Origin of the sequence: Citrobacter sp. Cpo091, assembly GCF_030332645.1 — a bacterium.
Taxonomy (GTDB): Bacteria; Pseudomonadota; Gammaproteobacteria; order Enterobacterales; family Enterobacteriaceae; genus Citrobacter; species Citrobacter portucalensis.
Genome location: NZ_JAOWHL010000040.1, coordinates 145,464 through 169,005, shown reverse-complemented (window position 1 = coordinate 169,005; position 23,542 = coordinate 145,464). Strand labels below are relative to the sequence as shown.

The 23,542-nt window shown below is 52.6% G+C and carries 22 protein-coding genes; 9 read left to right on the top strand and 13 right to left on the bottom strand.

Annotation, left to right across the window (positions count from 1 at the left end; translation table 11 throughout):
- Positions 1–13: 13 nt before the first annotated feature.
- Together artP and OGY04_RS19740 are read right to left on the bottom strand one after the other, a co-directional pair.
- Positions 14–742 carry an arginine ABC transporter ATP-binding protein ArtP gene (gene artP / locus OGY04_RS19745; RefSeq protein WP_003027295.1) on the bottom strand — a complete coding sequence of 243 codons (729 nt, stop codon included), beginning with the start codon at positions 740–742 and terminating at the stop codon, positions 14–16.
- A 225-nt stretch (positions 743–967) separates the two neighbouring features.
- On the bottom strand, positions 968–1,483 hold the full coding sequence (locus OGY04_RS19740) for a lipoprotein (RefSeq protein WP_003834409.1): 516 nt from the start codon (positions 1,481–1,483) through the stop codon (positions 968–970).
- A 520-nt stretch (positions 1,484–2,003) separates the two neighbouring features.
- On the opposite strand from OGY04_RS19740, the gene cspG reads away from it, so the two are divergent.
- The 4 genes from cspG to OGY04_RS19720 all read left to right on the top strand — a co-directional run bounded on the left by cspG (position 2,004) and on the right by OGY04_RS19720 (position 3,770).
- Complete coding sequence (cspG, locus tag OGY04_RS19735; RefSeq protein WP_020996661.1) at positions 2,004–2,216, top strand: cold shock protein CspG; 213 nt, start codon at positions 2,004–2,006, stop codon at positions 2,214–2,216.
- Between the two features lie 10 nt (positions 2,217–2,226).
- Entirely contained in the window at positions 2,227–2,415 is a 189-nt protein-coding gene (gene ymcF, locus OGY04_RS19730) for a cold shock small protein YmcF (protein ID WP_239606550.1), read from the top strand.
- Positions 2,416–2,619: 204 nt separating this feature from the next.
- Positions 2,620–2,943: a heavy metal-binding domain-containing protein gene (locus OGY04_RS19725; protein WP_001160725.1), complete on the top strand. Its 324-nt coding sequence runs from the start codon at positions 2,620–2,622 to the stop codon at positions 2,941–2,943.
- Positions 2,940–3,770 (top strand): N-acetylmuramoyl-L-alanine amidase, encoded by an 831-nt coding sequence (locus tag OGY04_RS19720; protein WP_286585924.1) that lies wholly within the window; start codon positions 2,940–2,942, stop codon positions 3,768–3,770. The genes OGY04_RS19725 and OGY04_RS19720 overlap by 4 nt, the downstream gene beginning before the upstream one ends.
- A 100-nt stretch (positions 3,771–3,870) precedes the next feature.
- On the opposite strand, the gene OGY04_RS19715 is transcribed toward OGY04_RS19720, so the two are convergent.
- The 4 genes from OGY04_RS19715 to poxB all read right to left on the bottom strand — a co-directional run bounded on the left by OGY04_RS19715 (position 3,871) and on the right by poxB (position 9,298).
- Positions 3,871–4,884, bottom strand: a complete 1,014-nt coding sequence (locus tag OGY04_RS19715) for a 3-beta-hydroxysteroid dehydrogenase (RefSeq protein ID WP_063940500.1) — start codon at positions 4,882–4,884, stop codon at positions 3,871–3,873.
- A 97-nt stretch (positions 4,885–4,981) separates the two neighbouring features.
- Positions 4,982–6,412, bottom strand: a complete 1,431-nt coding sequence (locus OGY04_RS19710; RefSeq protein ID WP_048216410.1) for an SDR family oxidoreductase — start codon at positions 6,410–6,412, stop codon at positions 4,982–4,984.
- 10 nt (positions 6,413–6,422) lie between these two features.
- On the bottom strand, positions 6,423–7,424 hold the full coding sequence (gene ltaE / locus OGY04_RS19705; protein ID WP_079934522.1) for a low-specificity L-threonine aldolase: 1,002 nt from the start codon (positions 7,422–7,424) through the stop codon (positions 6,423–6,425).
- Positions 7,425–7,579: 155 nt separating this feature from the next.
- Positions 7,580–9,298, bottom strand: coding sequence for a ubiquinone-dependent pyruvate dehydrogenase (gene poxB / locus OGY04_RS19700; protein ID WP_032943955.1), 1,719 nt, complete (start codon positions 9,296–9,298; stop codon positions 7,580–7,582).
- Between the two features lie 153 nt (positions 9,299–9,451).
- Between poxB and OGY04_RS19695 the strand changes: the two genes are divergently transcribed.
- Positions 9,452–9,886 (top strand): DoxX family protein, encoded by a 435-nt coding sequence (locus OGY04_RS19695; RefSeq protein WP_257119506.1) that lies wholly within the window; start codon positions 9,452–9,454, stop codon positions 9,884–9,886.
- A gap of 69 nt (positions 9,887–9,955) precedes the next feature.
- Here OGY04_RS19695 and OGY04_RS19690 read toward each other — a convergent pair whose 3' ends face one another.
- From OGY04_RS19690 to aqpZ, 5 genes are all read right to left on the bottom strand, one after another.
- Entirely contained in the window at positions 9,956–11,572 is a 1,617-nt protein-coding gene (locus OGY04_RS19690; RefSeq protein ID WP_286585919.1) for an FAD-NAD(P)-binding protein, read from the bottom strand.
- 179 nt (positions 11,573–11,751) lie between these two features.
- Entirely contained in the window at positions 11,752–12,720 is a 969-nt protein-coding gene (gene hcr / locus OGY04_RS19685; protein WP_003027256.1) for an NADH oxidoreductase, read from the bottom strand.
- Between the two features lie 10 nt (positions 12,721–12,730).
- Positions 12,731–14,383: a hydroxylamine reductase gene (hcp, locus tag OGY04_RS19680; protein WP_008785224.1), complete on the bottom strand. Its 1,653-nt coding sequence runs from the start codon at positions 14,381–14,383 to the stop codon at positions 12,731–12,733.
- A 155-nt stretch (positions 14,384–14,538) separates the two neighbouring features.
- Positions 14,539–15,438 (bottom strand): LysO family transporter, encoded by a 900-nt coding sequence (locus OGY04_RS19675; protein WP_003834295.1) that lies wholly within the window; start codon positions 15,436–15,438, stop codon positions 14,539–14,541.
- Between the two features lie 268 nt (positions 15,439–15,706).
- Positions 15,707–16,402 carry an aquaporin Z gene (gene aqpZ, locus OGY04_RS19670; RefSeq protein WP_003840208.1) on the bottom strand — a complete coding sequence of 232 codons (696 nt, stop codon included), beginning with the start codon at positions 16,400–16,402 and terminating at the stop codon, positions 15,707–15,709.
- A gap of 371 nt (positions 16,403–16,773) precedes the next feature.
- On the opposite strand from aqpZ, the gene OGY04_RS19665 reads away from it, so the two are divergent.
- Complete coding sequence (locus tag OGY04_RS19665) at positions 16,774–18,432, top strand: ATP-dependent endonuclease (RefSeq protein ID WP_003834292.1); 1,659 nt, start codon at positions 16,774–16,776, stop codon at positions 18,430–18,432.
- On the opposite strand, the gene OGY04_RS19660 is transcribed toward OGY04_RS19665, so the two are convergent.
- Positions 18,429–19,376 (bottom strand): VirK/YbjX family protein, encoded by a 948-nt coding sequence (locus OGY04_RS19660; RefSeq protein WP_048234957.1) that lies wholly within the window; start codon positions 19,374–19,376, stop codon positions 18,429–18,431. The two genes, OGY04_RS19665 and OGY04_RS19660, sit on opposite strands and share 4 nt — an antisense overlap.
- Positions 19,377–19,535: 159 nt before the next feature.
- Here OGY04_RS19660 and macA point away from each other — a divergent pair, with 159 nt between their 5' ends.
- Both macA and macB read left to right on the top strand, forming a co-directional pair.
- On the top strand, positions 19,536–20,651 hold the full coding sequence (gene macA / locus OGY04_RS19655) for a macrolide transporter subunit MacA (RefSeq protein WP_286585918.1): 1,116 nt from the start codon (positions 19,536–19,538) through the stop codon (positions 20,649–20,651).
- Positions 20,648–22,594, top strand: a complete 1,947-nt coding sequence (macB, locus tag OGY04_RS19650; RefSeq protein WP_286585916.1) for a macrolide ABC transporter ATP-binding protein/permease MacB — start codon at positions 20,648–20,650, stop codon at positions 22,592–22,594. Before macA ends, macB begins: the two co-directional genes overlap by 4 nt.
- 74 nt (positions 22,595–22,668) lie before the next feature.
- On the opposite strand, the gene cspD is transcribed toward macB, so the two are convergent.
- Entirely contained in the window at positions 22,669–22,893 is a 225-nt protein-coding gene (cspD, locus tag OGY04_RS19645; RefSeq protein ID WP_003036813.1) for a cold shock-like protein CspD, read from the bottom strand.
- A 323-nt stretch (positions 22,894–23,216) separates the two neighbouring features.
- Between cspD and clpS the strand changes: the two genes are divergently transcribed.
- The gene (clpS, locus tag OGY04_RS19640; RefSeq protein WP_003036810.1) at positions 23,217–23,537 is read left to right on the top strand and encodes an ATP-dependent Clp protease adapter ClpS; all 321 of its coding nucleotides are present in this window, start codon (positions 23,217–23,219) and stop codon (positions 23,535–23,537) included.
- The last annotated feature ends 5 nt before the right edge of the window (positions 23,538–23,542 follow it).

Sequence of the window (23,542 nt, the reverse complement as noted above, 5' to 3'; positions counted from 1 at the left end):
ATTGTCCCGAATCTTAGTGAGAAAGATAGTTTTTAAACGCTTCGGTTTGCGGGTTGGCAAAGCAGCTCGCATCCCCAAACTCGACGATATGACCGTTTTCCATATACACCACACGACTGGCCGTTTTACGTGCAACTTCCACTTCGTGGGTGACGATCACCTGAGTAATGTTGGTTTCCGCCAGTTCGCGAATGATGCTGACGATTTGGGCGGTAATTTCCGGGTCAAGCGCGGCGGTCGGTTCATCAAACAGCAGCACCTGCGGCTCCATCATCAACGCGCGGGCAATGGCTACACGCTGTTGCTGGCCACCGGAAAGATGTAATGGGTAACGATCGCTGTAAGGCTTGAGGCGCAGACGTTCCAGCAGTTTCTCGGCGCGCGCCATCGCTTGCTCTTTTGTCAGACCCAGTACGCGGCAGGGTGCTTCAATCAGGTTCTGCACAACCGTGAGATGCGGCCAGAGATTATATTGTTGAAAGACCATGCCTACGTTCTGACGCAGATCCCGAATGGCTTTATCTGACGGGGTCTTCGTGAAGTCGAAACGGTTGCCTGCAATAGAGAGCGTGCCCGAGCGCGGCATCTCAAGCAGGTTGAGTACGCGCAGCAGCGAGCTTTTCCCGGCTCCACTTGGGCCAAGTAACACCAGTGTTTCACCCTGAGGGCAATCCAGCGTGATATCGAACAGCGCCTGATGTGCGCCGTAGAAGCAGTTAATGCCGTTTAATTGAATACTCATTGACACTCGATACTGGCAGTCTGATAGCTATTGAAGCCGCAGATACTACCTTTGACAGAATAGTTATGCAATATTTATGCGTTAAAAGTTAAATGCAAACCGCATTCTTCTCTAAACATAGCACAAAATAGCGGGGCCACCAGTGGTCAAGAATAAATGTCGGCATTCTATGCAGAATGCCAGACAATTTATGGGGGTTATGATTTAAGCGGGTGAATGGGGCGGTTAGCGGTTTTCGACAGACTGGCGCAGCGTCCCGGCTGGCGCGTGTACGCTGCCGCCCAGATAGCGTACATCATCAACGACCCAGCACTGACCTTCACGGATCATCAGCACTTCATCACGCCAGCTTTGGTCACCTTGTTTCAGCTCTACGCGCAGTGGAATGTTGCGTGCATCACTATTCGGAATAGTCGATGCGCTGGCGACACTGGCGCTGTCTGGTAACGTAGCGCGACTGGAGAACGGATCGCTGTTAAACAGGTCGCGGTGTGCATTATCACGGCTGGCATCGGTCAGCAGTTTAGCCAGATTGTCGCTCAGGTACGGACGAAGGGCGGTAATGTCATTGTTTCGATGCTGAATACGGTAATCATAGAATTGTTGAGCCACGCTGTCTGGCCCACCTTCTATGCATGAACCACTACGCGTGCCGTTATCTTTATAGACCGGCGTCACGGTCGTACAGGCGCTGAGAAGTAGTGCACATGGAACCAGCAGAGAGAGTTTCGAATAGCGCATAATGATTTCCTTATAAGCTTCCTACTAATTGTGTTCTACGATGAACAATTCGGTCTCACTAAAGATTGTATGATCGATTAACACATTGTTTTTGCTAAAGCAAATTCGCGGACACCCCACCTGAAGCATGTTGGTGGCGCTCGTTGCCAGCTTCAGCTTTAGTATATCAACCTGCAACGGGGCGTTGGCGGCCATTCATGCTTCTTATACTGTATAGACCATCTGAGCATTTGCATGTTCCATTTGCCGCGCTTTACGCCTGGCTAAACAAAACTCATGCCGTGTTGTTGGCTATAAGGGACTCCGGATGGCTAAAATAAGAGTTGCTTAATCTCGGTGCCCGTGCGTTAATGATCCGGTCGGTTTGAATAACAGACGATATACAAAGTAGTTTACTCAAGCAGTTCTCATTTTCAGGTGTAATCCGTTTATCCCCTCTTTGAGTCTCTTCATTAAGCACTACGAAGTTTCTGTCATAAAAACCAAGCTTGCCGAAAGGCTCAAATTAAGGAATAAATATATGTCTACTAAAATGACTGGTTTAGTTAAATGGTTCAATCCTGAAAAAGGTTTTGGCTTCATTACGCCTGCAGATGGCAGCAAAGATGTCTTTGTTCATTTCTCAGCGATTCAAAGTAATGAGTTTAAGACACTGAATGAAAACCAGAAAGTCGAATTCGGTGTGGAGCAGGGACCTAAAGGTCCATCCGCAATTAATGTTGTGGCGCTTTGAGGTAACTATTATTACTAATCATATTCACTTTCGCTGTCCATGTTGCCATGGTTCCCAATACAGAACATCAACCTTTGATGTTACTGAAGGAAACCCATTCGGGGCAAAATGTATTTTTTGTAAATCAAAAATGATTACATTTGATAACGTAGCAATGTACATTCAGTCCGGCCAGGTGCCATTAGATTTCAGAAAATAATAACTTCAGGCCCCCAAATATCTGGGGGCTTTTTTATTTCTGGCGGCATGCCAGTCAAATAAAAATAAAAAACGCACCACCTGAAACCGCTACACATCAACAAGGATAGCAGTTTTATTTGGCGGGCTTTCCTTTGAGTGTCATAGTGTATTGGTTTGATAATGCTTTTGAGGTCGTGCTCTTAGCGCAAAAAGGAGATTAATGATGCAGTTTTCGACAACCCCTACGCTGGAAGGACAGAGCATCGTGGAGTACTGCGGTGTTGTTACCGGCGAAGCCATTTTAGGCGCGAATATCTTCCGCGATTTCTTCGCCGGCATTCGCGATATTGTTGGCGGTCGCTCCGGCGCGTATGAAAAAGAGCTGCGTAAAGCGCGTGAAATTGCTTTTCAGGAGCTGGGCGAACAGGCGAAAGCGCTGGGTGCTGATGCGGTGGTCGGTATCGATATCGATTACGAAACCGTAGGCAAAGACGGTAGCATGCTGATGGTGAGCGTCAGCGGTACCGCGGTGAAAACTCGCCGATGAAACGTCTGTTGTGTCTGCTGGCATTTACGCTGTTGCTGGTGGGATGTGCTGGCGAAAAAGGGATTGTCGACAAAAACGGGTATCAGTTAGATACCCGCCGTCAGGCCCAGGCTGCTTATCCGCGCATTAAAGTACTGGTTATCCATTACACGGCCGATGATTTTGACTCTTCCCTGGCTACGCTGACCGATAAAAACGTCAGTTCACACTATTTGATCCCCGCAGTGCCGCCGCTTTACCATGGTAAACCGCGTATCTGGCAACTGGTGCCGGAAAAAGATCTGGCCTGGCATGCGGGGATTAGCTTCTGGCGCGGTGCTACGCGTATTAACGATACCTCAATTGGCATTGAGCTGGAAAACCGCGGCTGGCAAAAATCAGCGGGCAGCAAGTATTTTGCGCCGTTTGAGCCCGCGCAGATTCAGGCGTTAATCCCATTGGCGAAAGATATTATCGCCCGCTACGATATAAAACCGCAAAACGTGGTGGCTCATGCAGACATTGCGCCGCAGCGTAAGGACGATCCCGGTCCGCTGTTTCCGTGGCAAGCACTGGCCGCTCAGGGCATTGGCGCATGGCCGGATGCTCAGCGTGTGGCATTTTATCTCGCCGGACGAGCGCCCCATATGCCGGTAGAAATCGCGTCATTGCTCGATCTGCTGTCACGCTATGGTTATGAGGTAAAACCTGAGATGACGCCGCGTGAACAGCAGCGGGTGATTATGGCGTTCCAGATGCACTTCCGCCCGACGTTGTGGAATGGCGTGGCGGATGCGGAAACGCAGGCGATTGCCGAAGCGTTACTGGAGAAATACGGGCAGGGTTAACGCAGACACCAATGCCTGATGGCGCTTCGCTTATCAGGCCTACGGTTAATTTGGCAGGATTTTGTGGCGCTTGTGCCGCCACCCTGCAATGGCTATCAGCCTAACGCGGCAGCTTACCGTGGTCGCGCAGCCAGGCCGCGGTACGCTCAATCCCTTCATCCAGCGTCACAACTGGCTGATAACCTAACTCTTCCTGGGCGCGGCTGGTATCCAGCGTAAAGTCAAAATTCAGCTTCGAAACGCCGTAATGCGTAAGCTTTGGCTCTTTCGCCGATTTATTGCCTAAACGCTCCATGCTGCGGGCAATCATGTCCAGCATCGGGTAGGGCACGGAGCGGATACGGCAATCAATATTCAGCTCGTCGATAAGTTTCTGCACAATACTGCGCAGGGTGCGATGTTCACCGTTGGTTATATTGTACGCGCGACCCGACGGCAGCATATCGCAGGCTTCCTGACTCGCCAGCCACATCGCGTGAACCGCGTTCTCGTAATAGGTCATATCCACCAGCGCACTCCCGCCGTGCGGCAACAGGATGCTGCCGTAGTGGTACATCATATGGGCGAGGCGGGGAATAAAGACTTTATCGTGAGGTCCGAACAAGCTTTGTGGGCGCAAGACAGTAAAGCGAGTCTGCGGGTTAGCCTGGGCGAGCAGTGCAATCACCTCTTCACCAGCCGCTTTGCTGCGGGCGAATTCGTTGGCGAAGCGATGGGGACGGAAGTCTTCTTTGATATCGCGATGATGGTGATAATCAAAATACAGCGACGGAGAGGAGATATGAATAAAGTTACGTACGCCCCAGGCTACGGCCCACTCGCCCAGACGGCGGGTAGCACGAACGTTGGCCAGATCAAAAGCTTCCTGAGTTCCCCATGGAGAGGTGAAACTGGAGCAGTGCCACAGCGTGTCAATGCCGGCCAGCATCACTTTTGCCTGCGAAGAAACCAGCTCGGTCAAATCCGCATGCACAAATTCTGCGCCCATTTTCTCCAGCAGCTTGCCCATCGCTTCGTTGCGACCGGTGGCTCTGACGCTGACGCCTTTGCTGCATAAAAACTCAACCGCGTTTCGGCCCAAGCCGCTGGTGGCTCCGGTAACCAGTACCTTCATATCAATCCACTGTGTTTAAAAAACGTCGTGCGCATTCTTCCGTGAATTACGCCTGTATGCAATGGGAAACATGAAAGAATACAGGCTCTTTTTATCATTAGTCTGTGATTTGTTCTGCAAGTTTGGCTATACGCTTCGCCATCCCCCTGAAAATGAACAGGTGGGCGGGGATCATCAACAGCCAGTAGAAGAGGCCAGGCATACCGTGCGGATGCCACCACGCGCGTACATCAATGCGTCGGTGGTCACCTTTATCTTCCAGTGTGAAGCTCAGGCGACCCAGTCCCGGCGCTTTCATCCCAAACAGCAGCGTCAGCTGTTTCTCCGGCTCAACGATGATGACTTTCCAGCTATCAACGGTGTCGCCAACTTGCAATAGTGGGTGTTCGGGACGACCTTTTGCCAGCTTATGGCCGACCAGCAGGTCCAACGCCGCGCGCGTCTTCCATAGAATATTGCCAAAGAAATAGCCTTCTTTGCCGCCGAGTCGATTCACAACCTGCCACAGCGCTTTTGTGCTGGCAGAGGTTTCAACGCTAAAGCCAGCTTGTTTGGCGAAATAGCCATATTCTGGACGCCAGCGGGCAAACGCCTGTGCGTCGTAACCCCAGTCGCTGGAGTTGACCAGCTTCTCTTCTTCCTTCAACGTGCTGCGCACGGCGTCATCAAAGGCAATCAGTTTTTGTGGGATCAGCGCACGTAATTCGGTGTCATCGGCCAGCAGGTCGTGTTTTAAGCCCTGGATCAGCGCTTTGGCCGTGGTTGGCGGCACTGACGTAATGACGTTCAAAAACCAGACCGAAATCCAGCGGGTAGGAAAGGGGATGGGGATGAGCAGGCGATGTTTACCGCTGACCGCCATAAAATGCTCGAACTGTTCCTGATAGCTCAACACCTGCGGCCCGGCGGCTTCGAGGACGCGGTGATGTGGTGTGGGATTTTCCAACAATGCCACCAGATAGTACATTAAATTCTCCAGCGCGATAGGCGTGGTACGCGAGCGTACCCAGCGTGGAGGGGTGAGAACCGGTAGGTTGTAAACCATATCGCGCATGACTTCAAAAGCAGCGGAACCCGCTCCCACGATAATGCCCGCGCGCAATTCCGTCATCGGCACGCCTGACTCGCGCAGGGTGTCTGCGGTTATCTGTCGCGCACGCAGATGATCGGATTGTTCATGCCGGGGAGCCTGCAATGAGCTCAGGAAAATAAGCTGTTTAACTGGCGTATTACGCAGCGCATCGCGCACGTTCATCGCCACCTGACGTTCGTGGGCAATAAAATCACCGCCTTCGCCCATACCATGAACCAGATAATAAACCGTATCAACACCCGTCAGCAGCGGGGTGAGGTTATCTGGCCAATTCAAATCGACCTTGTGGCAACTGACATTGGCCAGTTGCTGCTTTTCCAGCCGTTCAATGCGACGTGCCGCAGCCAACACCTGGTGCCCTTGCTGACTGAGCGCCTGTACCAAATGCTGACCAATGTAGCCACTGGCGCCAAGAACCAAAATCCGTTGCGGCACGCCCATCTCCTTATTGGGTTAAAAAAGCGCGCCAGTGGGCGACGACTTCAGCAAGTTGTTCACGTGATACGTCCAGGTGCATCACCAGGCGCACAATCGGGGAGGCGTTAATCAGCACACCTTGCGCTTTCATATACTCGCCCAGCGCGGCAGCGTGCTCTTCGCCAACGCGAACAAACAGCATATTGGTGTCGTGGCGCATGACGTCCGCCCCTGCTTCGCGCAGCTGCTCCGCCATCCAGGCGGCGTTGTCATGATCTTCCTGCAAACGCGCCACGTTATTTTTCAGCGCATACAGCCCGGCTGCTGCCAGAATACCGGCCTGACGCATTCCGCCGCCGGTCATTTTGCGCCAGCGAATAGCGCGTTTGATGTACTCGTGGCTGCCGACCAGCAGTGAACCAACGGGGGTACCGAGGCCTTTGGAGAGGCAAATGGTGAACGAATCACAGTATTGCGTGACATCTTTAAGTTCACAGCCGTAGGCGACGATGGCGTTAAAAATACGTGCGCCGTCGACGTGCAGGGCAAGATTACGCTCACGGGTGAATTCCCAGGCGTCTTTCAGATACTCGCGCGGCAGCACTTTGCCGTTGTGGGTATTTTCCAGGCTGAGCAAGCGGGTGCGGGCAAAATGGATATCGTCCACTTTGATTTTTGCAGCTACTTTGTCCAGAGGCAGGGAGCCATCCGGTGCGGCGTCGATAGGTTGCGGTTGAATGCTACCGAGCACCGCTGCGCCACCTGCTTCGTAGAGATAGTTATGCGCGCCCTGGCCGGCAATGTACTCTTCGCCACGCTGACAATGGCTGAGCAGCGCCACCAGGTTAGCCTGAGTACCGGTAGGTAAGAAAATAGCGGCTTCTTTACCAGAAAGCTCTGCGGCGTATTGCTGGAGGGCGTTAACGGTAGGGTCGTCTCCATACACGTCATCCCCGACCGGGGCTGCCATCATCTCTTCCAGCATGGCGCGACTCGGCCGGGTGACGGTATCACTGCGTAAATCAATCATGGTGTCTCCTTATTACACTTCATCCTTCAGGCTGCCTCGGCGTTGGCCGCACCCTTAAACCCCAGTCACATAGTATACCTATGCTCCTGGGGATTTTCGGGCTAGCCGCCTTGATGCATCATGAATGATTTTGTGTGTGATTTAATAAGGATGTTTTACCTGAGCCAGTTCGTTTTCGCCAGTTCGATCACTTCATCACCGCGTCCACTGATGATTGCACGCAGCATATACAGGCTAAAACCTTTGGCCTGTTCGAGTTTGATCTGCGGCGGGATCGCCAGCTCTTCTTTCGCCACGACCACATCGACCAGCACCGGGCCGTCAATCGACATCGCCCTTTGTAGCGCTTCATCAACCTCTGAGGATTTTTCCACGCGAATGCCTGTAATGCCACAGGCTTCGGCAATCCGTGCGAAGTTGGTGTCGTGCAGTTCGGTGCCGTCGGTCAGATAACCGCCCGCTTTCATCTCCATTGCGACAAATCCCAGTACGCTGTTGTTGAAGACAATAATCTTCACCGGCAGCTTCATCTGGACAACCGACAGAAAATCTCCCATCAGCATGCTAAAGCCGCCGTCACCGCACATTGCCACAACCTGGCGTCCTGGTTCGGTGGCTTGTGCACCGAGTGCCTGCGGCATGGCATTCGCCATCGACCCGTGGTTAAACGATCCGAGCAGGCGACGTTTGCCGTTCATTTTCAGATAGCGTGCTGCCCACACCGTTGGCGTACCAACGTCGCAGGTAAAGATTGCATCGTCAGCGGCAAAGTGGCTGATCTGTTGCGCCAGATACTGCGGGTGAATGGCTTTATCGCTGGGTTTGGCTAAATCATCCAGCCCTTTGCGCGCCTCGCGATAGTGCTCCAGCGCTTTGTCCAGGAACTGCCGCTCGGTTTTCTCTTCCACCAGAGGCAGTAGGGCACGGAGAGTGGATTTAATATCGCCTACCAGCGCCATATCCACTTTACTGTGCGCGCCAATGCTCGCCGGATTGATATCAATCTGAATAATTTTGGCGTCGGTGGGGTAGAACGGGCGATAGGGGAACTGGGTGCCAAGCAGGATCAGCGTGTCGGCATTCATCATGGTATGGAAGCCGGATGAAAAGCCAATCAGCCCGGTCATACCCACGTCATAGGGGTTATCGTACTCAACATGCTCTTTACCACGCAGGGCGTGAACAATCGGCGCTTTGATTTTAGCCGCAAACTCAACCAGTTCTTTATGCGCACCGGCGCAGCCACTACCGCACATCAGGGCGATATTGCTGGAGTAGCGCAGCAGTTGCGCCAGTTTTCTCAGCTCTTCTTCTTGTGGAGTCACCACCGGGAGCGGCGCATGATACCAGTGCGTGGTGGCGCTTTCAGGTGCAGGTTTTAGCGCCACGTCACCGGGTAAAACCACCACGGAAACGCCACGGTTGAGCACCGCCTTACGCATGGCAATTGCCAGCACCTGTGGGATTTGTTCTGGGCTGGAAACCAGCTCGCAATAGTGGCTACATTCGCGGAACAACTCTTGCGGGTGGGTCTCCTGAAAATAACCGCTGCCTATTTCACTGGAGGGAATATGCGCGGCGATTGCCAGTACCGGGACGTGGTTACGGTGACAATCAAACAGCCCGTTGATCAGGTGCAGGTTGCCTGGCCCGCACGAGCCTGCGCAGACGGCCAGTTCGCCCGTCAACTGCGCTTCAGCGCCCGCAGCGAAGGCTGCAACCTCTTCATGACGGGTTGGCATCCAGTCAATTGTTCCCATACGATTCAGACTGTCACTCAGACCATTAAGTGAGTCACCCGTTACACCCCAAATGCGTTTTACGCCAGCCTGTTCGAGTGTTTTAGCAATAAAAGCGGCAACCGTTTGTTTCATGGTTTTCCTTCTCCTCTAATGTGATACCGGTTACAAGTTTAGATGAAGATAATAGTTATGCTTCTCATTTCCCCCTTATTTCCGGCAGGTTTCATTTAACCTGTATTAAGCGTAGTTTGTTATTGGACATGGTGAAACAAGGAATAAATTCAAATGGTTACAAAACTATTAAATTCAGTTAACCGAGTACTGACTCACGAAGATTTTGGCAAGTTATTGTTACGCTTTGCCGTCGGTGGGCTGATGCTGTTTCATGGGCTGCATAAACTCTTTGCGGGTATTGATGGCATCAGCGGTATGTTGATAGCGAAAGGTTTCCCAGGCTTTATTGCGTATGGCGTTCTGTTGGGAGAGGTTGTGGCACCGTGCCTGATTATTCTTGGCATCCTGACGCGTCCGGCGGCGTTAGGGCTGGCGTTTACGATGGTTGTTGCATGGCTGATGGTCGGGATGGGTGAAACCTGGACACTGGATAAAACCGGTGCATGGGCGATTGAAAGTCTGGTTTATTTCTTTATCGGCGCGCTGGCCGTGGCGTTTTTGGGGGCGGGGCGTTACTCCGTTGCCGGGAATTCTGCCTGGCGATAGTTACCATCTGAGAGTCTATACCGAGGCGGGAAAGCGTAGCATTGCTCCGCCTCGTCGTTCAATTTGTCGCTACTCTATGTCGTCACTGTTCCATAGTTTGTGCCGACGTCTCAGCGCTCGCTGCGTCAATGCCCTTGCCATCGCGGCGCCTATTTCAGCGCTGACCACCAGTCCCTGAATAAACGGACGATCGTGCATCAACCACGGCAGCCCGCCAAAAGCGATGCGATTGCGGGCGTTTTCCGGCGCTTGCAGCGTGTAATCTTCGCCGATATCCGGGATCTCATCGCCACAGGCCAGCAGTTGATCGCGTAGTGTTGGGAACGGGATATCTTTGTTCTGCAATGCCCGTTGTCCTCGGGCGTCAATAAACACATCAAATTCGCAGCGCTGACCGTGGTGGGAAATTACCGTCATTTCCTGTTCATTCATACGCTCATAATCTGTGCCAAGCGCGAGGATCTCAATCAGCCCGGCTTCGTGCAGCGCCAGCAGTCGGCGAACTGACTCTGACGGGATTGCCGCATAGTTATCAATAAATACCCGCGCCAGTCCGCACCTGAAACGTTTTTTGTCGCGGGTATCAAGATGAGGGACTATCTCCTCGATAACCTCGTGCAGGCGCAGCAAGGTATAGCGCCAGGCGACGGTATGTTGTTTTTGCTTGTTGCGCTCAACTTCTACCAGGTTACGTCTCGCCCAGTCAAAAGGGTCATGCCTGAGCCTGTCGGCGAAATAGGCCTCGGGGAACGTGTCGGCGTTAAGCGTCGCAAGCGCCACCTGTTGGCACCAGCCTGGCGCTGCGTCTTGCAGTTGTTGCGCCATAAGCTGAAAGATGCGGTCCAGTAATCCGTTTCGGCCCAGGGCAATGGCATCTTCAATCGCTTCTGGCGTCGCGATATTCAGCGATTCATACGGAAGGGGGCAGTAAAAATCCGCTTCAGGCAGTACCCCGCTGCGCGACATCAGGGTCAGTTTCAGGTTTTGACTGTCGGATTTAGGTGTGAATTGCAGTGAATGGTCGGTATTGGTAGTGAAGGTGCCATGCTGACTGGCCACAGCCATCGCGGCGTCTATAGCGCTTAACGAGGTGCCCAGAATCCCTACCCGGCAAGCACCAATCTGCGCGTCCATCAGACCGGTCCACGGACTGGGGAAAAATTTGCGTGCCTGAGCATCCGTTTCAGGCCACAGATGACCAGTGGCGATAGCGGCGAAATCCACCTCAACGGGCTGTGACGCGTGGTTGATCCACAAAGAAACCCCATTCGGGTCTGCTCGCAGGTCGGTGACTTCGCTTGATTCATGTACGCGAATCGTGAAACCGGCTTGTTGCGCTTTCTCGACAATGGCTAAGAAACGATCGCGATAATAGTCGCCGAGGATCACGCGGGGCAAAAATTGCCGCTCATGCAAAGAGGTGCGTTCAATCTGAAACTGGGCCAGATAGTCATCACTTTGATTCTGAAGCCACGTGAGATAACTGATATAGATCGGCGGGATCTCAATGCTAGCTATATTTGCCAGCATGTGGTCTGCGTTGTTGTCGCTATTGTAAGGCATGCCAACGCCCGCCTCTTCAGCTTGCTCGTAAAGCGCTATTTCCAGCGGTTCACCGCGCTCAACCAGGGCATGAAACGTATAAATCCCGGTGGGACCTACGCCAACAATGGCCACTTTTTTCATGGGGATCCTTGTAGAAAGTTCGACGTGGTAGTCAGGGATTATGTTTAATCTGCGCAGGGTAAGTGTGGTCGATAATTTGCGGGGAGAGTGAAAACATCAGAATTTTGCAACGCCTGACAGCATAAAAAAAGGCCACCCGGTACAGCCAGGCGGCCTTTTGCACATCAGATACCGGCCAATTACGCCAGCACTAAATCACCCTGCGGATGACAGGAACAAGCCAGCACATAACCTTCAGCGATTTCTGCGTCGGTCAGCGTCATGGTGCTGCTGACCGTGTAGTTACCGTCAACCACTTTGGTTTTGCAGCAGCCGCAAACACCTGCACGGCATGCGGCGACAACCGGAACCTTGTTGCTTTCCAGCGCTTCCAGCAGCGTACTGCCCACCGGCGCGTAGAACTCTTTCGCCGGCTGTAGCTTGGTAAACTTCAGGCCACTGGTGGCGGCTTCGGCAACAGGTGTGAAGAACTGCTCTTTAAAGAAGCGCGTCACACCCAGCGCTTTGACTTCTTTCTCGACCAGATCCATATACGGTGCCGGGCCACAGGTCATCACGGTACGCGAGGTCAGATCCGGTACGCTTTTCAGCAGTTCGGTCGTCAGTCGGCCGGAAACAAAACCTTCTGTGGCATTGTTTTCAGCAACTAATGTCACCGGATATTCGCGCCACTCGTCGGCAAAAATGACATCTTGCGGCGAGCGAACGTTAAAGATTACCTGTACATCCGCTTGCGGGCGGTACTTTGCCAACCAGCGACGCATTGACATGATTGGCGTGACACCACAGCCGGCGGCCAGCATCAGGAACTTGTCTTCCGCTTTATCTTCACAGGTGAACTCACCCATTGCATCCGACAGCCAGATATAGTCGCCGCGCTTCACGTCGCGGGTTAGCCACTGTGAACCTGCGCCATCGTCAATCCGGCGGATGGTCAACGTGATGTACTCGCTAACGCCCGGCGTTGAAGAAATGGTGTAAGCACGCAGCGTATCCGCTGAATTACGTACGCTGACCAGTGCATACTGCCCGGCGCGGTAAGGATAATAATCGTGGCATAGCAACGAAATTGTCCATACATCCGGCGTTTCCTGATGGATGTGGTGAACCTGCATCCGCCATGGGCACTGATGAGTTGGCATTGTCATTCTTTACTCCTTACGCGCTCAGCAGTTGCTTCATGTCTTCTTCAACGGTGGTCACGGAACGCAGACCAAATTTCTCGTTGAGAACTGCCAGCAGATCCGGTGTGAAGAAACCAGGTGCAGTCGGGCCAGTGACGATGTTTTTCACGCCCAGAGACAGCAGGGTCAGCAGAATAACAATCGCTTTCTGTTCGAACCAGGAGAGCACCAGAGACAGCGGCAGATCGTTCACACCACAGCCCAGTTTCTCAGCCAGGGTTACCGCCAGGATGATGGCAGAGTAAGCATCGTTACACTGACCAGCATCCACCAGACGCGGCAGGCCTTCGATATCGCCGAACTCCAGTTTGTTGAAGCGGTATTTACCGCAAGCAAGGGTCAGGATCAGGCAGTCATCCGGCACGCTGGTGGCGAAGTCGGTGAAGTAGTTACGTTCACCACGTGCACCGTCACAACCGCCAACCAGGAAGATGTGACGCAGTTTTTCGCGGCTCACCAGGTCGATCAGGGTATCAGCAGCGCCCAGCAGGGTCTGACGACCGAAACCTACGGTGATCAGGTGCGGGATTTCGCTGTACGGGAAGCCAGCCATCTGCTGTGCCTGAGCGATAACCGGACCGAAGTTGTCGCCTTCGAGGTGGCTCACACCCGGCCAACCGACGATGCTACGGGTCCAGATACGGTCGTCGTACGCGCCAACGGTCGGGTCGATGATGCAGTTAGAGGTCATGACGATCGGACCTGGGAAGCGGGCAAACTCTACCTGCTGGTTCTGCCAGCCGCTGCCGTAGTTGCCGATCAGGTGCTTGAACTTACGCAGTTCCGGGTAGCCGTGCGCCGGCAGCATTTCACCGTGGGTATAAACGTTAACACCGGTACCTTCGGTCTGCTCCAGCAGGTTGTACAGATCTTTCAGGTCGTGACCGGAGATCAGGATGCACTTACCTTCGGTTGCTTTTACGTTGACCTGAGTCGGGGTTGGGTGGCCGTATTTGGTGGTTTCACCGGCGTCCAGAATGCTCATCACTTTGAAGTTCATCTGGCCGATTTCCATTGAACACTCCAGCAGAGCGTTCATATCGGCAGGCCAGGTACCCAGCCATGCCATGATTTTGTGGTACTGAGCGTAGATTTCGTTGTCGTACTGACCGAGAACGTGCGCGTGCTCCATGTAAGCTGCCGCACCTTTCAGGCCGTACAGACACAGCAGACGCAGGCCGAGAATGTTCTCGCCAATGGCTGCTTTGTCTTTGTTCGGGGTAAATTCAGCGGCCTGACGTTGCAGGTCGCCCAGATCGTCGCTGACCAGTTGCAGATCGGCCATCGGGTTGGTGACCGCTGCGTTCGCGTCGATGTTCAGGCATTGCGCTTTTAGGGCGTCGCGCATGGCGATAGCTTCACGGGCATAGCCAACAATACGCGGGGAATCGAAGTTAACGTTAGTCAGCGTGGAGAAGAATGCACGCGGCGCAAAGTTATCAACCTCATGGTCGATGATGCCGTATTCACGTGCTTTAACAGCCCATGCAGACAGACCTTGTAGGGAAGCAATCAGCAGATCCTGCAAATCGGAGGTTTCAGCCGTTTTACCGCACATACCCTGCGCGTAAGAGCAGCCGTTTCCTGCCGGAGTACGGATGGTTTGTTCACATTGCACACAAAACATGGTCACACCTTTTAAAGTTATATTTAATATACATGTTTAAGGTTATGCCTGTGCGCGAAGGGATAAAAGGGATTTCTGCTACTACTTGCAGGGAGATTGATTTAGCGCAATTTTGGCGGTAGCTGACTACCGCCAGAGAGGTATTTGTCCCGGCGTCAGGCGGAGAAAAACGCCATTAGCAGAGGCACTAACAGACTCAGAATAAAGCCGTGGACGATGGCTGCCGGGACCATTTCCAGACCGCCGCTGCGTTGTAAAACGGGCAGGGTGAAATCCATTGATGTCGCGCCGCATAATCCCAGCGCGGTAGAGCGGCTGCGGCCCACCATTCCTGGAATCAACATAATGGCGATCAGCTCACGGGCCAGGTCGTTAAAGAAGGCGGCACTACCAATTACGGGCCCGAACGATTCGGTTAACAGAATACCGGACAGGGAATACCAGCCAAAACCTGATGCCATAGCCAGCGCGGTTTTCAGCGGTAGACCGAGGATCAAGGCATTGATAACCCCCGCCAGCATCGAACTGGCGACGACGACGACGGCCACGATCATCCCCCGACGGTTCAGCACAATTTGCTTTAAGGTCATGCCGCTGTTGCGCAGTTGAATCCCCACCAGGAACAGTAAAAAGATTAACGTATATTCGCTTGCTTCGGTGGCATGCTGCAGAATGGGAAGCCCAGTGAGGCCGAGCAGGAAACCGACGACGACGACGCCGCAAAGCTGAAGCGACTCAAGCGCCATTGCAATTCGCGAGGGGAGCTTTTCTTGCTTGTGGTTGTGTCTCCAGGGCAGCGAACGCTCCAGCCAGAACAGCGCCGCAATATTACACAGTATAATGACCGTCACGCTGACCGCAGAATAATGAAGAATGGCTAACAGGTTGCTGGCGAGATTATCCAGAAACGCCAGGCTAATACCCATAAAAAAGAGAATAAGGTAGACGATCCAGCTTAACAGGCGATTGATAAGTTGTAATGCAGTCCTGTGCCGGAGCGGAATAAGGTAGCCCACAATAAGGGGAACCAGAATGATTAACAGCCCTGAAAACATGAAAATCAGATCCTTGCTGAGAAGTAAGACGAAGTGCGCCACTATAACCTAAATAATTCAAGTTGCAGGAAGGCGGCAAGGGAGTGAATCCCCGGGAGCGTACATAAGTACGTGACTGGGGGGAGCGAGCGCAGTCAACACATCTGCAACTTGAAGTATAACGGGTATACACACTACTCAATGCAAAGAGGGGAGTAAAGTTGCAAATAAAAGGAAATATAGAGAGGAAAAAAAAGACCTGGCTTTCGCCAGGCCTTTTTGTTAGCGATTAATCGCGTTTTTCCAGCAGGGTGCGGTAAATAAGACCGCCGAGAACCCCACCGATAATCGGCATGACCCAGAAGAACCACAATTGTTGCAATGCCCAGCCGCCCTGGAAAATGGCTACTGCGGTACTACGCGCCGGGTTTACGGAGGTGTTGGTGACCGGAATACTGATCAAGTGAATCAGTGTTAACGCCAGACCAATTGCGATAGGTGCAAAACCTGCCGGAGCATGTTTATCGGTCGCGCCGTGGATCACTAATAAGAAACCTGCGGTCAGAATAATTTCAATGACGACGGCAGAAAGCATGGAATAACCGCCTGGTGAATGTTCACCAAAGCCGTTCGAAGCAAAACCACTGGCCGTTGCATCAAAACCTGCTTTACCGCTGGCAATAAGATACAGTGCCGCAGCTGCAACAATACCGCCCACAACCTGAGCAATAACGTAACCAATAACATCTTTTGCCGGGAAACGACCGCCAGCCCATAAACCGAAGGTTACCGCCGGGTTAAAATGCCCACCTGAAATATGACCCACAGCGAATGCCATGGTTAATACTGTCAGGCCGAATGCCAGCGCGACACCGGCAAATCCAATTCCCAATTCCGGGAATGCGGCTGCCAGCACTGCACTACCGCACCCACCAAAAACGAGCCAAAACGTACCGAAGAATTCAGCTGCTAATTTCCTGAACATAACCACCTCAATTAAAAGTTCCGGGTTCGTGTTCCTTGCCCGGTAATTCATCGCTAAAAGGGACGATGATGAAAGAGCGGGTATTTTAGAAAAAAATATCATCCCTTCGCCAGTTAAATTGATGAAAAAATTTGATTTAAGGCAATATGTTGCGATTCCTTTTTGAATCTTGGGTGAATGAAGCATAGTTCAATTAGCGAAAGGACGATGATTAAGTTCTGAAATTATATTCAGGAGAAAACATAAGAAGAATATTCTTATTTTTTTTGCTTTTGCGATTCACGCCAGATTGATATCGGGTGTCCTGAGCGCCCGCTTGCCGTTATACTCCTGATAACTTGAAGGAAAAAGTTAGCATTTCCGGAGGCTATATGATTCTCGAACGCGTTGAGATTGTTGGATTTCGCGGTATTAACCGTCTGTCGTTGATGCTGGAGCAGAGCAACGTGCTGATTGGGGAGAACGCGTGGGGTAAATCCAGTCTGCTGGATGCCTTGACCCTGCTGCTGTCGCCGGAGTCAGACTTGTATCATTTTGTCCGCGAGGATTTCTGGTTCCCGCCGGGTGATATACAGGGCCGGGAACACCACCTGCACATTATCCTGACGTTTCGTGAATCCCAGCCGGGTCGTCACCGGGTGCGTCGCTATCGTCCTCTGGAAGCCAGCTGGACGCCGTGCCAGGATGGCTATCACCGCATTTTTTATCGCCTGGAAGGCGAGTGTGCGGATGACGGTAGCGTTCTGACCTTGCGCAGTTTTCTTGACGGCGACGGCCATCCATTACCTCTCGATGACATTAACGATCAGGCGCGCCACCTTGTGCGTCTGATGCCGGTACTGCGTCTGCGCGACGCGCGATTTATGCGACGGATCCGCAACGGTACCGTGCCGGACTCGGCGGATGTCGAAGTCACCGCCCGCCAACTGGATTTTCTGGCGCGTGAGCTGGCTACCCGGCCGCAAAACCTGACCGACGGGCAGATCCGCCAGGGGTTATCGGCCATGGTTCAGTTGTTGGAGCACTATTTTTCCGAGCAGGGGGCTGGCCAGTCCCGCTACCGTCTGATGCGCCGTCGCTCCAATAACGAACAACGGAGCTGGCGCTATCTGGACATTATTAACCGCATGATTGATAAACCCGGCGGACGTACGCACCGGGTTATTCTGTTGGGCCTGTTTTCGACCTTGTTGCAGGCCAAAGGCACGCTAAGGCTGGATAAAGACGCCCGACCTTTACTGCTGGTGGAAGATCCGGAAACGCGTTTACATCCCATCATGCTGTCGGTGGCCTGGCACTTGTTGAATTTACTGCCTCTGCAGCGAGTGGCGACCACCAACTCCGGTGAGCTGCTGTCCCTTACGCCTGTTGAGCATGTTGTTCGTCTGGTACGTGAATCATCCCGCGTCGCTGCCTGGCGGCTGGGGCCGGGTGGGATCAGTGCAGAAGATGGTCGGCGAATCGCATTTCATATTCGTTTTAATCGTGCGTCATCGTTGTTTGCCCGCTGCTGGCTGCTGGTGGAAGGTGAAACGGAAACCTGGGTTATTAACGAACTGGCCCGCCAGTGCGGACATCACTTTGATGCAGAAGGGATTAAAGTCATTGAATTTGCCCAGTCCGGTCTTAAGCCGCTGGTTAAATTCGCCCGCCGGATGGGGATAGAGTGGCATGTGCTGGTCGATGGCGATGAAGCCGGGAAAAAGTACGCGGCCACGGTACGTAGCCTATTGAATGACGACAGAGAGGAAGAGCGTGAGCATTTGACCATGCTCCCCGCGCTGGATATGGAACACTTTATGTATCGCCAGGGATTTGCTGACGTCTTTCACCGGGTGGCGCAAATTCCGGAGAATGTGCCTATGAATATGCGCAAAATAATCTCCAAGGCGATACATCGTTCGTCAAAACCGGATTTGGCCATTGAGGTGGCGATGGAAGCCGGGCGGCGGGGCGTTGATGCGGTGCCAACGCTGCTGCGAAAAATGTTTTCCCGCGTGCTGTGGCTGGCACGCGGCAGAGCGGATTAGTGGCGAAACATCGACGACAGCTGCGAATGGATGCTGTCCAGTAGCTGATAGCGGCGGCGGTATTCTGCGCGTTTTTTGCTCGCAATATCCGCCTCGCTTTTTCGCGCCAGCGTGCGCGGAATATGATAGTACCCGTTGCTGTCGCACTCACCGCCAACCGACTCCCAAAAAGCGTTGTAGTCAGAATGGATCACCTTGTTTTTATCGTGGTAGCGTTGACTGCGAAAGATATGCTGTTCATTACTTACAGCCATAACTTTTTCAATATTCAACTGTTCGGCTAAACGGCAAATGGTTTCCATCACAATACGTTTTGGGAAAATTCCATGGCAGGACTTCGTCGCTTTTTGGATTGCTTCGTGCGGTAGTTGCGCATTGCCCTGCACACCGCCAATAAATAATGTCCTTTTCCCATTATATTCGCAGAACGTAAACGTCATTTTAGTTAGCACGTCTCCGTCACCATTGCGCACCTGAATGGTGGCTTCACCCTCTTTATCCAATACCGGAAACATCATCATGGTGATGGTAAATATATCGCCGTCTTTACCTTCAGTTTGCGCCAGATGTAAGCCGTCATTGCTTAATAAGGCGTTAAATTCAGCGGGTAAGAATGCGTGGCGGATAAAATGGTAATGAAAACGCACCGCATCTAAACGCATTTTGCGGGAGAAGTTTGCCGCAAGATAAGGACGGTGCAAACGAACCGGCAGTCGGGGTTGACGGGCGAGCAGGGGGCCAAGATCCGGCCATTGGGCCAGTTCAGTCATCCATTCCTGAGTGAGGCGGGGTATCAATAATGAACGCCAGATAAACTTACGACGAAAGCTCCGTTTATCCCAGCAATGTGCGGGCCGTAAATGACCGCTGCTCAGGCTGAAAAAAAGGCCAAAACGCGTGACTGGTTTGGTGGAAAGAAAAGTGCTTTCAGTTAGCTGGCTCATAATATAAATCCGATTGATACCTTTGTGCTAATTTCAGCACAGCGGATCTTAACCATTCATCAATAACTCTGTTATTCTTGCGCTTTTCAACGGCGATTTATTTAACGTTGATGTTTAGCACTCCACTCTGGTGGGCGTATTGGGGGAATTGGGACATTTATGAAGCTCAAGGGAAAAATCAAAAAACGCTATTTTCTGTTCGCCGTCATCCTTATTGTGGCGGCAATTGCACTTTGGCGAACGCTTAATGCACCTTTACCTCAGTATCAAACATTAATTGTTCGACCTGGCGATCTGCAACAAAGCGTACTGGCTACCGGTAAGCTGGATGCGCTGCGTAAAGTTGACGTCGGGGCGCAGGTCAGCGGGCAGTTAAAAACGCTGTCGGTCGCGATTGGCGATAAAGTGAAAAAAGATCAGTTGCTCGGTGTTATCGATCCTGAACAGGCGCAAAACCAAATCAAAGAGGTTGAAGCGACGCTAATGGAATTGCGCGCCCAGCGTTTACAAGCCGAAGCTGAGTGGAAGCTGGCGCGGGTCACTCTCTCCCGCCAACAACAGCTGGCGAAAACCCAGGCCGTTTCACAGCAGGATCTCGACACGGCGGCCACCGAAATGGCGGTCAAACAGGCGCAAATTGGCACAATTGACGCGCAAATTAAGCGTAATCAGGCCTCTCTCGATACGGCGAAAACCAACCTTGATTACACCCGCATCGTTGCGCCAATGGCTGGTGAAGTAACACAAATTACTACCCTGCAGGGGCAAACCGTTATTGCCGCCCAGCAGGCACCTAACATTCTGACCCTGGCCGATATGAGCACCATGCTGGTAAAAGCGCAGGTTTCTGAGGCTGATGTAATTCACCTGCATCCGGGGCAAAATGCCTGGTTTACCGTGCTGGGCGATCCGCAGACGCGTTACGAAGGTAAGCTCAAAGATGTTCTTCCGACGCCAGAGAAAGTGAATGATGCGATTTTCTACTATGCCCGCTTCGAAGTTCCCAACCCGAAAGGGATCCTGCGTCTGGATATGACCGCGCAGGTCCATATCCAGCTCACGGATGTCAAAAATGTCCTGACCATTCCGCTGTCGGCGCTGGGCGATCCTATTGGCAACAACCGCTATAACGTCAGACTACTGCGCAACGGTGAAACCCGCGAACGTGAAGTGGTTATCGGCGCGCGTAATGACACCGATGTGGAGATCGTGAAAGGGCTGGAAGAGGGGGATGAAGTCATTACCGGTGAGGGCAACGCTGGAGCTGCAAAATGACAGCATTGCTTGAGCTGAGCCATATCCGCCGCAGCTATCCGTCAGGCGAAGGCCAAGTTGAGGTGTTGAAGGACGTATCCTTGAGCATTCAGGCCGGGGAAATGGTGGCGATTGTCGGGGCGTCGGGTTCGGGTAAATCGACGCTGATGAACATTCTCGGCTGTCTGGATAAGCCAACCAGCGGTACGTATCGGGTTGCCGGACGTGATGTCTCTACGCTGGATAGCGATGCGCTAGCGCAACTGCGTCGTGAGCATTTCGGTTTTATCTTCCAGCGCTATCACTTGCTGTCGCATTTAACCGCCGCACAAAACGTTGAGGTTCCGGCGGTCTACGCGGGCACTGAACGTAAGCAGCGCCTGGCGCGTGCGCAGGAATTACTCCAGCGGCTGGGGCTGGGTGACCGGGTTGACTATCAACCTTCCCAGCTTTCCGGTGGTCAGCAGCAGCGGGTCAGTATCGCGCGTGCGCTGATGAACGGGGGGCAGGTTATTCTTGCCGATGAACCCACCGGCGCACTGGATAGCCATTCCGGCGAAGAGGTGATGGCGATTTTGCATCAGCTGCGCGATCGCGGGCATACGGTAATTATCGTTACTCACGACAGCCAGGTCGCCGCGCAGGCCGAACGGGTTATTGAAATTCGTGACGGCGAGATTGTGAGCAATCCGCCGCCACAGAAACCCTCTGGCGGACGCGATATCGCGGAGCCAACGGTGAAAACGGCATCCGGCTGGAGCCAGTTTGTCAGCGGTTTTCGTGAAGCGCTTACGATGGCTTGGCTGGCAATGGCCGCGAATAAGATGCGTACGCTACTGACCATGCTTGGGATCATCATCGGTATTGCTTCGGTGGTGTCGATCGTGGTGGTAGGCGATGCGGCTAAACAGCTGGTACTGGCAGATATTCGCGCTATTGGTACTAACACCATTGATATCTATCCAGGCAAAGACTTCGGCGACGACGATCCGCAATATCAACAGGCGTTGAAGTATGACGATTTGACGGCGCTACAGAAGCAGCCCTGGGTCAGTTCAGTAACGCCTGCGGTGTCGAAGAACCTGCGGTTACGCTATGGCAATATCGATGTTGCTGCTAGTGCTAATGGCGTTAGCGGCGACTATTTCAACGTCTATGGCATGACATTTAGCGAAGGGACCACCTTTAACGCCGAGCAACTGGCGGGGCGCGCTCAGGTGGTGGTGCTCGACAGCAATACCCGTCGTCAGTTGTTCCCCAATAAAGCGAAAGTTGTTGGCGAAGTCGTGCTGGTGGGGAATATGCCTGCCACGGTGATTGGTGTTGCAGAAGAGAAACAGTCGATGTTTGGCAGTAGCAAGATCCTGCGAGTCTGGCTGCCTTATAGCACTATGTCCGGGCGCATTATGGGACAGTCGTGGCTGAACTCGATCACCGTGCGAGTGAAGGATGGTTTTGACAGTGCCCAGGCCGAACAGCAACTGACCCGACTGTTGACGTTGCGCCACGGTAAGAAGGATTTCTTCACCTGGAATATGGACGGCATCTTGAAAACCGCCGAAAAGACCACACGTACATTACAACTCTTCCTGACGCTGGTGGCGGTGATTTCGCTGGTGGTCGGTGGGATTGGCGTGATGAATATTATGCTGGTTTCAGTAACCGAACGAACGCGTGAGATTGGCATTCGTATGGCGGTTGGCGCTCGCGCCAGTGACGTGCTGCAACAGTTCTTAATTGAAGCGGTGTTAGTGTGTCTGGTTGGCGGCGCGTTGGGCATTAGCCTGTCGATGCTAATCGCTTTTACGCTACAGCTATTTCTGCCGGGCTGGGAAATTGGATTTTCACCCGTCGCGCTGTTGACGGCGTTTCTGTGTTCGACTGCAACCGGTGTGTTGTTTGGCTGGCTACCGGCGCGGAATGCGGCACGTCTGGATCCAGTAGATGCTCTGGCGCGGGAATAATGCCACAGAGATAAAAATGCCAGCCGCAAGGGCTGGCATTTTGACTGCGGGATGTACACAATGAGACAGAAGAGCTATGCGACAGCTTCTGCTTCAATGACAGGCACGATGACACTGGCATGATTGCCTTTTGGCCCCTGGTGGACATCAAACTGGACAGACTGTCCGGCTTTTAGCGTTCTGTAACCATCCATCTGAATGGTGGAGTAATGGGCGAAAATATCTTCGCCGCCGCCTTCGGGGCAAATGAAACCAAACCCTTTGGCGTTGTTGAACCACTTAACAGTACCCGTTTCCATACTTCGACATCCTTCGTAAATCTTATATAAGTAAGATGGAATGAACCGGTGGCGGAGTGGGGGCTGTTCAAAACCTCGCCAACTCTCGAGACTACAATTTAGAGAAATCAGGCGGGGCGTCAAGCGCCATGCAGACGGAATAGGGTAAAAATGCATCAAAATTTGAAGCAGTTAACGCTATTGTCGGTTATGTGACAGATGTCGCGGATGGCACTAATAGATGATAGTTATCTAATACTTGAGGTAGATTGATTGTGCGCATAGGCTGCTTGTCAGCGGCAAGATTTTCTGCCGGAAACCGTAACTGAAGATGACGACTGACAATGGGTAAGACGAACGACTGGCTGGATTTCGATCTGCTGGCGGAAGACAAATTGCGCGACGCGCTAAAACCGCCATCTATGTATAAAGTGATATTAGTCAATGATGATTACACTCCGATGGAGTTTGTTATTGACGTGTTACAAAAATTCTTTTCTTATGATGTAGAACGTGCAACGCAACTGATGCTTGCAGTTCACTATCAAGGCAAAGCTATCTGCGGTGTGTTCACTGCCGAAGTGGCTGAAACCAAAGTAGCGATGGTGAACAAATATGCGAGGGAGAACGAGCATCCGTTGCTGTGTACGCTGGAAAAAGCCTGAATGCA